The organism is Micromonospora sp. NPDC049891 (assembly GCF_040660295.1).
In the GTDB taxonomy this organism is placed as follows: domain Bacteria; phylum Actinomycetota; class Actinomycetes; order Mycobacteriales; family Micromonosporaceae; genus Micromonospora.
On sequence record NZ_JBFAML010000020.1, the window covers coordinates 1 to 13,029 of the forward strand.

General features: G+C 71.0%; 12 protein-coding genes. 3 read left to right on the forward strand and 9 right to left on the reverse strand.

Going from position 1 to position 13,029, the window contains the following annotated elements; genetic code table 11:
- Window positions 1-566 (forward strand): cellulose binding domain-containing protein (locus AB0I71_RS22805; RefSeq protein WP_357587714.1); only part of this gene is annotated, 566 nt, incomplete at its 5' end.
- Between the two features lie 56 nt (window positions 567-622).
- Here AB0I71_RS22805 and manD read toward each other — a convergent pair.
- The 3 genes from manD to AB0I71_RS22820 all read right to left on the reverse strand — a co-directional run bounded on the left by manD (window position 623) and on the right by AB0I71_RS22820 (window position 5,210).
- Window positions 623-1,831 (reverse strand): D-mannonate dehydratase ManD, encoded by a 1,209-nt coding sequence (gene manD / locus AB0I71_RS22810; RefSeq protein WP_357587716.1) that lies wholly within the window; start codon window positions 1,829-1,831, stop codon window positions 623-625.
- Between the two features lie 200 nt (window positions 1,832-2,031).
- On the reverse strand, window positions 2,032-3,639 hold the full coding sequence (locus tag AB0I71_RS22815; RefSeq protein WP_357587718.1) for an RICIN domain-containing protein: 1,608 nt from the start codon (window positions 3,637-3,639) through the stop codon (window positions 2,032-2,034).
- A gap of 200 nt (window positions 3,640-3,839) precedes the next feature.
- Window positions 3,840-5,210, reverse strand: coding sequence for a PHB depolymerase family esterase (locus AB0I71_RS22820; RefSeq protein ID WP_357587720.1), 1,371 nt, complete (start codon window positions 5,208-5,210; stop codon window positions 3,840-3,842).
- Between the two features lie 279 nt (window positions 5,211-5,489).
- Here AB0I71_RS22820 and AB0I71_RS22825 point away from each other — a divergent pair, with 279 nt between their 5' ends.
- Window positions 5,490-7,136 (forward strand): glycosyltransferase 87 family protein, encoded by a 1,647-nt coding sequence (locus AB0I71_RS22825; protein WP_357587722.1) that lies wholly within the window; start codon window positions 5,490-5,492, stop codon window positions 7,134-7,136.
- Window positions 7,137-7,228: 92 nt separating this feature from the next.
- Here the strand turns inward: AB0I71_RS22825 and AB0I71_RS22830 are convergent, their stop codons facing one another.
- The gene (locus AB0I71_RS22830; RefSeq protein WP_199172109.1) at window positions 7,229-7,399 is read right to left on the reverse strand and encodes a hypothetical protein; all 171 of its coding nucleotides are present in this window, start codon (window positions 7,397-7,399) and stop codon (window positions 7,229-7,231) included.
- 105 nt (window positions 7,400-7,504) lie between these two features.
- On the reverse strand, window positions 7,505-8,611 hold the full coding sequence (locus tag AB0I71_RS22835; protein ID WP_357587725.1) for an L-dopachrome tautomerase-related protein: 1,107 nt from the start codon (window positions 8,609-8,611) through the stop codon (window positions 7,505-7,507).
- 285 nt (window positions 8,612-8,896) lie between these two features.
- On the opposite strand from AB0I71_RS22835, the gene AB0I71_RS22840 reads away from it, so the two are divergent.
- Window positions 8,897-9,472, forward strand: coding sequence for an STAS domain-containing protein (locus AB0I71_RS22840; protein ID WP_357587727.1), 576 nt, complete (start codon window positions 8,897-8,899; stop codon window positions 9,470-9,472).
- 262 nt (window positions 9,473-9,734) lie between these two features.
- On the opposite strand, the gene AB0I71_RS22845 is transcribed toward AB0I71_RS22840, so the two are convergent.
- The 4 genes from AB0I71_RS22845 to AB0I71_RS22860 form a co-directional block, all read right to left on the reverse strand.
- The gene (locus AB0I71_RS22845) at window positions 9,735-10,034 is read right to left on the reverse strand and encodes a BON domain-containing protein (protein ID WP_099851331.1); all 300 of its coding nucleotides are present in this window, start codon (window positions 10,032-10,034) and stop codon (window positions 9,735-9,737) included.
- 141 nt (window positions 10,035-10,175) lie between these two features.
- Complete coding sequence (locus AB0I71_RS22850; RefSeq protein ID WP_357587729.1) at window positions 10,176-11,381, reverse strand: HAMP domain-containing sensor histidine kinase; 1,206 nt, start codon at window positions 11,379-11,381, stop codon at window positions 10,176-10,178.
- The gene (locus AB0I71_RS22855) at window positions 11,378-12,073 is read right to left on the reverse strand and encodes a response regulator transcription factor (protein WP_357587731.1); all 696 of its coding nucleotides are present in this window, start codon (window positions 12,071-12,073) and stop codon (window positions 11,378-11,380) included. Before AB0I71_RS22855 ends, AB0I71_RS22850 begins: the two co-directional genes overlap by 4 nt.
- 7 nt (window positions 12,074-12,080) lie before the next feature.
- Window positions 12,081-13,007, reverse strand: coding sequence for a trypsin-like peptidase domain-containing protein (locus tag AB0I71_RS22860; RefSeq protein WP_357587733.1), 927 nt, complete (start codon window positions 13,005-13,007; stop codon window positions 12,081-12,083).
- Between the last annotated feature and the right edge of the window lie 22 nt (window positions 13,008-13,029).

Consider the following 13,029-nt stretch of genomic DNA (forward strand, 5'->3'; position numbering starts at 1 on the left):
ACACCTACCGCAACGTGGTCAACGACTGCCTCGCGGTCCCGCGCTGCAACGGCATCACCGTGTGGGGCATCCGGGACAGCGACTCGTGGCGCTCCTACGGCACCCCACTGCTGTTCGACAACAACGGCAACAAGAAGCAGGCGTACACGGCCACCCTGGACGCGCTGAACTCGGGCGGTACCACGCCTCCGCCCACCACGCCTCCGCCGACCACGCCTCCGCCCTCCACGCCTCCGCCCTCCACCCCGCCGCCGACCACCCCGCCGCCCGGCGGATCCGGCTGTACGGCATCGGTGTCGCTGAACCAGTGGAACGGCGGCTTCGTCGCCACGATCCGGGTCACCGCAGGCTCCGCCAGCTTGAACGGCTGGTCGGTGACCATCCCCATTCCGGGTGGTAGCTCGGTGACCAACACGTGGAACGCCACGGCCAGCGGCAACTCTGGCAATGTGACGTTCCGCAACGTCAGCTACAACGGTTCCGTGAACGCGGGCGCCACCACCGAGTTCGGCTTCCAGGGCAACGGCACCGGGCCATCCGGTACGCCCACCTGCACCGGCAGCTGATCCACAAGTCCTAACCGGGCCCGGCGCGGGGATACCTGCGCCGGGCCTCGGCGTCCTCACCAGTGGTGCAGGGTGCCGTCCTCAAGCCTGTTCACCGGCAGCGCCGCGGGCCGGTACGGATGCCGCGCCGCCAGCTCCTCGTCGATGTCGACGCCGAGCCCCGGCTCCTCCGACGGGTGCAGCAATCCGTCGGCGAAACGGTACGAGTGCGGGAAGACAGCGTCGGTCGCCTCGGCGTACGGCAGGTACTCCTGGAGACCGAAGTTGGGGATGCTGATGTCGAGGTGCAGGGCCGCGGCCAGGCACACCGGGGACAGGTTGGTGCTGCCGTGCGATCCGCTGCGTACGTGGTACAGGTGAGCGAGGTCGAAGATGCGGCGTAGGTGGGTGATGCCGCCCGCGTGCACGACGGTGGCCCGTACGTAGTCGATGAGCTGCTCGGTGATGAGCTGCTGGCAGTCCCACACGGTGTTGAAGACCTCGCCGACGGCGATCGGTGTGGTGGTGTGCTGGCGGATCAGCCGGAAGCCCTCCTGCAACTCCGCCGGCACCGGGTCCTCCAGCCAGGTCAGCGCGTACGGCTCCAGGGACTTGCCCAGCCGGGCGGCCTCGATCGGGGTGAGCCGGTGGTGCACGTCGTGCAGCAGCTTCACCTCCGGCCCGAACTCGCTGCGGACCTGGGCGAAGACCGACGGAATGTGGGTGAGATACCGCTCGCTGCTCCACAGGGTCTCGGCCGGGATCGCCGTGCCCGCCGGTTCGTAGGGCAGTCCGTCCCGCCCCACGCCGTAGGTGTCGGCCAGACCGGGCACGCCGCACTGCACCCGGATCGCGCGGTACCCGAGATCGAGGTGGTGCGCCACCTCGGCGAGCAGGCCGTCCACGGTGGGCGCCTGGGCGTGACCGTAGACGGTGACGCCGTCGCGGCTGCGGCCACCCAGCAGCTGGTACACGGGCAGCCCGGCCACCTTGCCCTTGATGTCCCACAGCGCGGTGTCCACCGCCGCGATGGCGCTCATGGTCACCGGCCCGCGTCGCCAGTACGCGCCCCGGTAGAGGTACTGCCAGGTGTCCTCGATCCGGTCGGCCTCCCGACCGATCAGCAGCGGTACGACATGCTCGGTCAGATAACTCGCGACCGCGAGTTCCCGTCCGGTGAGGGTGGCGTCGCCGACCCCGGTCACCCCGTCCTCCGTCACGATCTTCAGCGTGACGAAGTTCCGACCGGGGCAGGTGACGATGACCCGGGCATCGGCGATCTTCATCCAGGCTCCTCGTGGGTGGCCGACGGGATCGACGCGAGCCAGTCTGGGGATCGCCCTCATGATCTGTCAACCGGCTCCGGTCGGGGTCGACGACCGCCGCGGGACGGGGCCGCCAGGGTGATGCGGGCGGCCCCGGGGACCCAGGCCGCGTTTCACAAGGCTCGCCCGGCGCAGCCGGGCACGGTCTTATGAAACGCGGCCTAGCAGCGGCTGATGCTCGAGTTGTTGAGAGTGACGTTGCTGATGGTCAGGTTCGTCGTGCAGGGGCTTTCCAGAATCCGGCTGTTGACCAGGGTGAAGTTGCGCAGGGTGATGTCCCGGTTGCCGGGGAACTCCGTCCGGGCCGCCAGCCGAACCTCTCCGCCGCCGCTGATGGTGCCGCCGCCGGCCGCGATGTCCACGCCGTAGCAGTTTTCGAGCAGGATCGCGTTGTTGCCGGTGTTGGCGATGTCGACCCGGTTGACCGCCACGCCGCCGGACTCGGAGACGCAGAAGATGCCCCGGCCGCCGCCGCGCGCACGCACGGTGCCCACCCGGATGTTGATCGGGTAGCTGGAGCCGATCCGTCCGGCGCGGTTGGCGGTGCGGAACGCCGCGTAGCCGGTGCCGGTGCCGGCGTTCTCCGCGTCGACGGTGGTCACCGTGGCGTTGATGGTCTCGTTGAGCAGCAGGCCGGAGCCGCCGACGTTACGGGCGGTCACGGTGCCGACGGTCAGGCCGTCCACGCCGTACGTCTCCACGCCGTGGGTGCTGGTGCCGGAGACGTAGACATTGTCGATGCGCACGTTGCGCGTCCACTGACTGGTGTCGCCCCGGTTGTCGATGCGTACCCCCAGCCCGCCGGAGAGCCGCATGTCGATCTGGCCGAGGATCACGTTCGTCACGTTGCGCATGAAGATGCCGTAGAGCGGCGTGCCGGTGACGGTGAGGTTCTGCACCTCCACCTGGGTGGTGCCGCGCGAGTAGATCGGCGCCTGGTCACCGGAGCCGGAACCGGTCACGTTTATCGTGCCGCACACGTCGATTGTCGTGTAGCTGGGCAGCGAGATGCGGGAGCCGGCGCTGATCGAGCCGGAGCCGCGTACCACCACCCGCTGCTTGCTGGTCCGGCCGGCGCTGAGGCTGTTCACCGCCGCCTGCACCGCGGCCTGCATGCTGCTGCCGGTGTAGACGGTGCTGCCGCCGTTGCGGGCGGTCCAGGTGCCGCCGTTGAGGACCGCCTCGGCCTGGAAGGAGCCGCTGCCGCAACCGTTGCCACCACCGGTGCCCAGGGTGGCCAACTGCCACTGCTGGTTGGCGCCGTCGACGTCCTGGTACTGGGAGATCATGCCGCCGTCGGCGGTGGACCAGCCCCACACGTCGAGGGCCTTGTTGGAGTGCCGGTTGATGAACCGGACGTACCCGCCGGCGGAGTCGGCGAGCCGGAAGTGCTGGCGGGTGTTGCCGCTGGCTGCGGCGTTCTGCACGAGTTGGACACCGTCGGTGGCGTTTGGCAGTTCGAGGACCTTGCCGCTGTGCACGGAACGGATCTGGTAGTAGCCGCTGCCGACGTCGACGAACCGCCACTGCTGTACGGCGGCGTCGTTGCGGGCGTACTGGTTGATCGGTGCGTTGTCGGCGGTGGACCAGTTCCACACGTCCATCGCCTTGCCGCTGTGCCGGTTGACGAACACGTACGTGGCGTTGGGGTCGACAGTCGCGGCCTGGGCGCTCGGTGCGGCCACCACCACGCCGGCGCCGAGCAGCGCCAGTGTGGTGGCGGCGACCAGCCAGCGGCGAGGGGATCGTCGTCGGGTGCTGAGCAGCATGCGGGTTCCTCCGGGTACGGGTGTGGTGGTGGAGCGCGTGCCGGAGTGGTGAACGACGCAGAGCAAGCGCTTTCCTGACATCGACAGGAATATATCTTCCTATCTCCGTCAAGCCAATGGGCGCCGGGCGGGTCGGCCCTGCCGACGCCGGTGTCCGTACGGCCGACAGCCGTACGGACACCGGGCCGGGCGAGCGACGGTCAGCTGACCGTGCAGGGGGTGCCGTTGAGAGTGAACGACTGTGGGCGGGCGGTGTTGCCGTTGTGGTTGGCCTGGAAGCCGATGGTGGTCGAGCCGTTGGGGGCGATGGCGGCGTTGTAGGAGACGTTGCGGGCGGTCACCGCCCCGGAGGTCGGCGAGTACGTCGCGTTCCACCCGTTGGTGATGCTCTGCCCGGCGGGCAGGCTGAACGCCAGGTTCCAACCGTTGACCGCGGTGACGCCGGTGTTGGTGATGGTCACCGACGCGGTCAGTCCGGTGTTCCAGGCGTTTACCGCGTACCCGATCCGGCAGCCCGTCCCCGGCGGCACCGTCGGCGGCGTGGTGGGCGTGGGGGTCGGGGTGATCGTCGGCGTGGGCGTGGGCGTGGATGTGGGTGTGGGCGTGGGCGTGGGCGTCGGGGTGGGGCTGGTGGGCGTCGGGGTGGGGGGTCCGGCGTCAAGCCCGAAGAAGCGGATCGCCTGTGCGGCGTCGACCGGCAGGTTGTGCGACACGCCCTGCATGCTGATCGCCTCGACAGGTGCGTCACCGCCGGAACCGCCGTAGCGGGTCCGGGTGTAGCCGGGCTGCGGGCTGTCGGTGAAGGTCGGGGTCTGGCTCAGCCCGTGCAGGTTGGTCCACTGCTTGACCTGCTCGCCGAAGTTCGGGTAGCGCAGAATCTCGTCGTTGGTGCCGTGCCAGATCTGCATCCGCGGACGTGGCCCGGTGTAGCCGGGATAGGCGTTGCGAACCAGATCTCCCCACTGTTGCGGGGTGCGGCTGATCTGTCCGTTGGCGCACTCGCTGTTCCATTCCGAGCCGCCGGTGGTGGCGAAGCAACCGAAGGGCACTCCGGCGAAGGCTGCGCCCGCGCGGAACACGTCGGGGTATAGCCCGAGCAGGACGTTTGTCATCATCGCTCCGGACGAGGTGCCCGTCGCGGCGATGCGAGCCGGGTCCACGGAGTAGCGGCTGCGGACGTGGTCCACCATCGACATGATGCCGACCGGGTCACTGCCGCCACCGCGACGCAACGCCTGCTGCGAGTAGACGTCGAAGCACTGGCTGCTACGGGTCACCGACGGGTAGATCACGATGTAGCCGTACTGGTCGGCCAGGCGTGCGAACTGGGTGCCCGAGTACATCGCGGGCCCGCTGCCGGTGCAGTAGTGGACCACGACCAGCAGGCCCGGCCGCGGCGCGACCCGGTCCGGTACGTACAGGTACATGCGCAGGTTGCTCGGGTTGGCGCCGAAGTTCGTCACCTCGGTGAGGGTGGCCGCCGACGCCGCTGTCGGGAGCGACAGGGCGGCCAGCGCCGTCAGGGCGATGGTTGCCAGGGCGGCGCACCACCGTCGGATCGCTTTTCTCATGGAACGGGTCCTCCGGACGGAAGGGGACATGGTGGTGTTCCGATCGAGGGCTGCCCGGTGCCCTACCTCGTCCGGCTCACAGAACATCGATGATTGTCTTGGTGGGTGGCGGAGGTGCGACAGGGAGTGGTGGCGCAGCCGCGCTGAGCGGTGGCGGTGCCGCGCTGAGCGGCGCAGGGCCGCGCCCAGTGGCGGCGGATCGCCCGGCGGGCCGAGCATCCCCGGCGGCACGGGGCCGAGGTGCGCGCGGCGCGTCCCGGGTACTCCTATCCTCTGTCCATGCGGGATCGTCGGGTGGCGCTGCTCTGGGCGGGCTTCGCGGTGGCGGCACTGATCTCCGTCGTGCTGGTGCTGCGCCGCCCTGACCGCCTGTCCGACCTGCACATCTATCACGGAGCGCTCACCGATCTGCGGGCCGGGCGCCCGCTGTACGGATACGTGGCACCGAACGGGGGACCGTTCACGTACCCGCCGTTCGCGGCGCTCGTCCTCTGGCCGATCACCACCGTTCCGCTCGGTGTGGTCGAGGCGATCTGGCTGGCGGCGACCTGTGCCGCAGTGATCGCCATCGCCGTACCCGTCGGTCGCGCGCTCGCCACTGGCCGTCCCGCCGCACCGGGCCGTCCCGCCGTGTCGGGGTGGGGTATGGCCGGGGTCGGCGTGCCGCGGACCGCGCACCTCAGCATCGCGGCGGTCGCGGCGGTGCTCATGGTCACCGCGCCGGTGCAGAGCAACCTGCGTTTCGGTCAGGTGAGCATCTTCATCGTGCTGATGGCCCTGCTCGACGGGATGGCACCGCCGTCGCGGATGCGCGGCGTGCTGGTCGGCGTGGCGGCAGCGATCAAACTGACTCCGCTGCTGTTCGTGCTCTACTTCCTGGTCTGCCGCCGGTACCGCGACGCGGCCCGCGCACTGGCCGCCTTCGTCACCTGCGGCGCGCTCGCCCTGGCGGTGCTGCCCGGCGAGAGCCTCACCTACTGGGCGGGCACCGTCACGCAGACCTCCCGGATCGGTAATCTGGCGTCGCTGGGCAACCAGTCGGTGCACGGGATGCTGCTTCGTCTCGGCCTGGAGGCGGGAGCCCTTCCGCTGGTCTGGGCCACCCTGGTGGTCGTCATCTGCGCGCTGGCGTTGCTGCGGGCACGGGCGCTGGCCCGGTCGGGGCGTCCGGGTCACGCCGCGGTGCTGGTCGGCTGCGCCACCGTGGCCGCGTCCCCGGTCTCCTGGACCCACCACCAGGTATGGACCGTCCTGGCCGCGATGCTGCTGGTGGGTGCCGTCGGCGTGACCCGGCGGATCGCCGGGGGCCTGCTGCTGGGCAGCATGGTGCTGTCCGTGGGCGCGGTGCTGGCGCCGGTGTCGATGCGACCCGGCGTGCAGTTCCTCTTCGAGAACGCCCGTGCCATCGGCACCGTCGCGCTCTGCGTGGCGGGGTTCGGCGCGGTGGCCCTCACTGCGGCCCGCGCCCGCCGCACCCGGAACCCCGGGCGCGGGTGGCTGCGGGTGGGCGTCGCCTCCCTCGGGGTGCTGGCGTTCTTCGCCGTGCAGCCGTTGCCCGCGGGAGCCGACCCCACCTTCAAGGCGTACCGTCTCCCGGACGTGGTCAACGCGAGGTACTTCTTCGTGTGTCGGGGGCCGGTGGAGTGCTCCCGCTACGGCACCGGTGCCCCGGTCACCTTCGGCACCCGCAGCGAGAAGACCAAGGTGCGCGTCAACGGCGTGGTGTCCGAGCAGGTGGCGCGGCTGGACTATCACTCCGCTCCGGGTGGCCCACCCCGCACCATCCCGCTGCTGGCCGCCTACCCCGGTGTGCGGACGTTCTCGTTCCGATCGGCCACCATGGTCCACGGCCGGCTGATCGCCTACTCCGCCGACGGACGCGTCCTGGCCACGTACGACGACGAGTTGACCGCTGCGCCGCGTTAGGCCCAGTGTCGAAGTCCCTGGCCGGCCTGCGGCCGGTGATCGCCTGTACCCCGCCTCGGCTCGATCGAGGACTTCGACACCGCGCCCAGCTTCTACTGCTCGCCGTCGATCACGTCGGTCTCGCCGTCGTGGGAGTACGTCACCGGTGGATGTTCGTCGGGTAGCGGCGTCTGCGCCGGATTGTGGTGGGGGTCGCCGTCCGGGGAGAACAGCACCGGGTCGGTCTTCGCGCTCTTCTCGCGCTCTTCCTCCGGCTCGGTCACGACCCGCTCCTCACCTCGTGGGCATTCCGCTCCGACGCTACGTGCGGCGTGCGGCGCGCCGTCCCGATCGGGCGACACTTCCACCCGATCGGGGCGCGTCGGTGGTCACGGCCGCAGCAGCACGGGGCCGGCGTCGATGCGGGTCCGGAACAGGGCGTACGGTCTGCGTCGCAGATCCCGGCCCCGGTTGAACGGCGGCTGCCGGTGCACCTGGTTGGCGGTGATGTAGAGGTGCCGGTTGGTGGCCACGCTCAGAGTGTCCGGCCAGAGCAGACGAGCGTCGTGCACCACAGTCTCGTACTCACCGTCGGGACGACGCCGCAGCACCGCGTTGTGCTCGTAGTTGGTGAGGTAGAGCCGGCCGGCGTCGTCGGACTCCAGGCCGTCCGCGCCGCCGCCCTTGTCGCCCTCGTCGACCACGGTCGCGGCGACCTCCGCGTCGCTCAGGGCCCGGTCGGCCAGCGCGTCCGTGGCGACGCTGTACCAGCGGCGGGTGGCGAGAGCGCAGTAGTAGAGCCGTTCCCCGTCGGCGGAGATCGCGATGCCGTCGGCGCCGACGCCCACCGGCTGTGGAGGCCCGTCCGGGGGACGGACCAGGAACGGGCGTCCCTCGACCACCGGACGGAAGTCCGCAAGCGGCGCGGCCTTGGTGGACGGGTGGTCGTTGAGGCGCCGCCACGACGTCCCGCTGGCCAGGTCGACCACGATTATGGCGTTCGGCGCACCATCGGCGGAGTCGGTGAGGTAGGCCAGCCCGGCCTCCCCGCGGCGCAGGTCGAAGCGCACGTCGTTGAGGTACGACGTGGGCAGCACCACCTCCGGCGGAAAGGTGATCACCTGGGCGACGGTGTCGGTCCTCAGATCGACGCGGACCAGTTTCGGCCCGCCGGGCGAGGTCGGTCGGAACATCGGGCTGCCCGTGTCGAGCACCCAGAGCCGGTCGGCCGGGTCGACCACCACACTCTGCACCGACACGAACGCCGAAGGGTCGTCATCGCCGGACGGCGTGTTCCACCGTAGGTCGGGGAAGGGAACTTCGCGCCCGCGCCGCAGCTCCACCACGGTCGCGGGCACCTGGTCACCCCACCGCGGAAAATTGACGAAGATCCGACCACGGTGCGAGACGGTCACCCCGGTGGGCATCGGACCCCGGAACCTGTGCACCACTTCCAACGTGCCGACCGGTTCGTCGGCGGGTAGTGCGTTTCGCATCCTTCGACCTCCCGTCGCACACAGGGATCAACTGATCTCTCTACGTCTATCGTCTCAAAGCGGACGCCGAACGTGAGGGTGTCGTCGCCCATCCGACCCACTGGTGCGGTGTCCACGAACGTTGGCGGTGTCGCGGCGACCCGGCACGGCCAGGTGAAGTTTCTGGCCACCGCACTGCAGTGGGAAGCCGATTCGTCACCCAACCGTCACGTGTCCGCGCGGTGCCCGCCACCTGACCCCGGCAGGGTGGGACCCCAACCCCTCCGACCTGGGAAGGAGCACGCCATGGCCGTCGTCCTGGATGACCATCTGGTCACCCTGACCTGTGACAACTGCGGTGACACGGTCGCCGCGCCGCGGGTGCCCTCCGACGCGGAGGTGGTGTGGCCGCTGGTGTCCGAACACGGCTGGAGCGGCTCGCCGTTGGCCGACGGCCCGCACCGCTGCGCGCACTGCACCCAACTCGGTCCCGCCGCTGCCGGCGTTCCCGGTGGCATTCTCGGCATCGAGCACCTCGGCGCCGTGACCGTGGTGACCGTCGCCGGTGACGTCGACGTCGACACCGGCGACACCCTGGGCATCGCGTTGCGGCACGCGGCCGACATGGGCGGGCACGTCCTGGTCGACCTCGGCCGGACTGACCTTCTCGACTCCACAGCCCTCGGGCTGCTCGTCCGCGCGCACCGTGGTGCCGCTGAACGGGGCGCGCTGCTCTGCGTGGCGTCGACCTCACCGCTGATCCGTCAGGTGCTCCGGGTCACCCGGCTGGACGAGGTGTTCCCGGTCGCGGACACCCGCGCCGACGCGCTCGCCCGCCTTGAGGGCCGCGCCCCGGACACGGGCCCGCAGGTGTCCGTGTAGTCCGTAGGCCACCGTCCCGGCGTGGGCGGCGGTCGCGGTGAACGTCGCGCCGAGCGGCCGGGTCGAGCACCGCGGCGATGCCGCCCGGCGCCAATCGTCGCCAGGACAGGCCCGTGAGCCGTCCGTGCAGTCAGCTCGACAGTGTCGACAGACCCGGTACGTCACGATCGGTTGGCACGATCACCCGTCGGAGGCCGACCGGTCGCTGGCGTGTCCGGCCCGTCCACGGAGCCGGTGCCGGGCGCCGTGGACGGGCCGAAGTTCAGCGGCGACCCCGCCGGTGACCGGCCAGCCGGAGCGCGTTGCAGACGTCGGTCACGCCCTCGACGTCCCAGGCCAACTCGCCGGCCGCACGGCGGGTCTCGGCGCTGGCGACCAGGCCGGTGAGGATCACGACCCGGTTCTGCACCATCACCGTGATCTGCTGCCGACGGGTCGACCAGTCGGCGCTCAGCCGCTGGGCGACCAGAGCGGCGAGCCGGACATCCTCGTCATGGTGCTGCGGCTCGTCCCACAGGGCACGGAAAGAATGATCGTCGGGCATCGGCCAGGGCCACGGCATCACCACAGCGGTCTCCTTCGTCGTCGACGCCGGCGACCCGACGCGCCGTCCCGATCGCCACCACCTTGCGCAACGACCTTGGAGTCGACCGCACGGTTGGATGACAGTTGCGTGACAGTCCGGCGGGTGGCACCGTCCCGGTCACAGTGGGGCGCCGGCCGGTGGCCGGGTGTCCCCGGTCCGGTCGGCGGCCGGCAGCCACAACACGAAGGTGCTGCCCGTACCCGGTCGGGAGAAGACCGCCACCTGCCCACCATGCGACTCGACGATCTGGCGGACGATCGCCAACCCCAGCCCGGTCCTCCGGTCACCGGAGCCGCCCCGCGCGGTCTCGCCGCGCCAGAACCTGTCGAAGACCCGCGCCTGGTCGGCCTCGGCGATGCCCGGCCCCTCGTCGGCGACGGCCAACCACAACCAGTCGCCCACCCGGCCGGTCGCCACCTTCACCGCTCCACCGAGCGGGGAGAGGCGTACCGCGTTGGACAGCAGGTTGCCGGCGGCCCGGCGCAGCGTGTCAGGGTCGCCGATGAGGGTGAGACCCGGGTCGAGCGCGTACCGCAGGCGCAGACCACGGCCGGTGGCCAGGGGGGCGAAGTCCTCGCCCGCCTCACGGGCCACGGCACTGAGGTCCACATCCGTGTCGGACATCGAGTCGGCGTCCCGACGGGCCGTGGCCAGCAGATCCTCGACCAGCCGGGACATTCGGGTGGTGGCCCGGTCGATCGTCGCCACGGCGGCGACCCGCTCCTGCTCACCGGCCTCCGGCGCGGTGAGTGAGGCGTCGAGGTTGGCCCGGATGATCGCCAACGGGCTGCGCAGCTCGTGCGAGGCGTCATCGATGAGCTGCCGCTGGGCGTGGAAGGCATGATCGAGTCGATCGAGCATGGAGTCGATGGTGTCGCCGAGGTCGCGCAACTCGTCGCGGGAACCGGTCAGCCGGATCCGGCGGGACAGGTCGGTGGCCTGGATCTCCCGGGCGGTGCGGGCGATCGCGCCCACCGGACGCAGCGCCCGGCCGGAGAGCACCCAGCCGATGCCGAGGCTGGCCACGAAGAGCCCGCCGAGCGCGATCAACGAGTAGTCCCGCACCGTCTGCAACAGCCGCAGGTTCACCTCGTCCTCGATCTGCTGCACCTCGGCCACCTCCAGCGTGGTGCCGGTCGGCACTGTCCGCCCGTCGCTCTTGAGCTTGACCAGCTGCGCCTCGTACCGTTTGGTGATCGGCTTGGGATCGACAGCCCGGTCCACCGCCACGTACGCCACCAGCAGGCCGGCACCGGCCAGCGCGAACAACAGCGTCGAGTAGAGCACCGTCAGCCGGAACCGGATCGACCGGAAAACGCTCATGCCCGCACCTCCCGCAGCCGGTAGCCACGTCCGACGACCGTCTCGATCGCCGGATCGTCGCCGTCACCTGTGAGTTTGCGCCGCAGCGTACCCACGGTGACCCGGACGGTCTCGGTGAACGGGTCGGCGTTGGCGTCCCAGACGTGCTCCAGCAGTTCCTCGGCCGGCACCACCCGCCCCGGGCGGGTCATCAGGTACTCCAGCACGCCGAACTCCTTCCGGGTCAGGTGCAACTGCCGGCTGCCCCGCCGGGCCTCCTGCCGGGCCACGTCCAGGGACAACGCGCCCACGCTGAGTACCACCCCGGTGCCTCCGGTGTCCCGACGCAGCAACGCCCGCACCCGCGCCAGCAACTCCACGAGCGCGAACGGCTTGACCAGGTAGTCGTCGGCGCCCTCGTCCAGGCCACGGACCCGGTCACCCAGCGCGCCCCGGGCGGTGAGCATCAGCACCCGGAGGTCCCGCCCGCCGGCCACCTCGACCGCGCCGGAGCGGATCGCCCGGCACAGCGCGAACCCGTCGACGTCGGGCAGGTTCACGTCGAGCAGCATCAGGTCGTACGCGTTGACCAGCAGCAGGTCGTACGCCTGCGCCGCGTCGGCGGCGAGATCGACGGCGTAGCCGGCACGGACCAGCCCGACCCGCAACGCGCCGGCCAGATCCTCTTCGTCTTCCACCACGAGCAGCCGCATCTTCCAGTTATCCCCTCGCGATCAGCCCCTGTGCCACCTGAGCGGCCCGCTCGACCGGAATGGCGAAGCCGATCCCGATGTTGCCGCTGCCTTCCAGCGTGGCGATGGCGGTGTTCACGCCCACCACCTCGCCCCGACCGTTGACCAGCGGCCCGCCGGAGTTACCCGGGTTGATCGAAGCGTCGGTCTGCACCGCCGGCTGCCGGGCTCCACCGCCGAGACGGACCGGCCGGTCCAGGGCGCTGACGATCCCGGCGGTCACCGTGCCGGAGAGCCCGAGCGGCGAACCGACGGCGAGCACCGGCTCACCGACCTGTGTCTGGCCGGCCGACGCCAGTGGCAGCGGGCGCAGACCGTTGCCCGGATCGACCCGCAGTACAGCGATGTCGGTATCCGGGTCGCGGCCCACCAACCGTGCGGTGAGCCGACGACCGTCCCGGCCGACCACCTGGACGGTGCCGCCGCCGGCCACCACATGGTTGTTGGTGACCACGTGCCCCCGATCGTCGATCAGGAAACCGGATCCGGAGGCACCCCGGCCGCCGGTGGACACCCGCACCGACACCACTCCGGCCAGCACCCGGTCGGCGGCGGCGACCAGGTCACCGCCGGCACTGCCGGGCGGGCCGGCCGCTGCGGCATCCGGGGTGGCTGGCGGCGCGTCACCGCCGGCGACGTGACCGGCGACGCCACCGGCACCGGCCGACACCGCCACCACGGTCAGGCCGGCCAGCAGCAGCCGGGGCCAGCGCGGCGGTTCCGCGCCCCGGTCCGCCGGGCCGTCCGACCCGTACCGCGGGCGGTCAGGCCCGGTCGACGCGACCGGCGGTGCCGGGGCCGCAGTCGACCCGGTCGGCTGCTCGTCGGGTGCCAGGGCAGGTGAGACGAAGCGTGGCCCGCGCGGCTCACCCAGCCCCGGAATCGTGCTCGGCATACGATGTCCCTCCTCAGGGAGA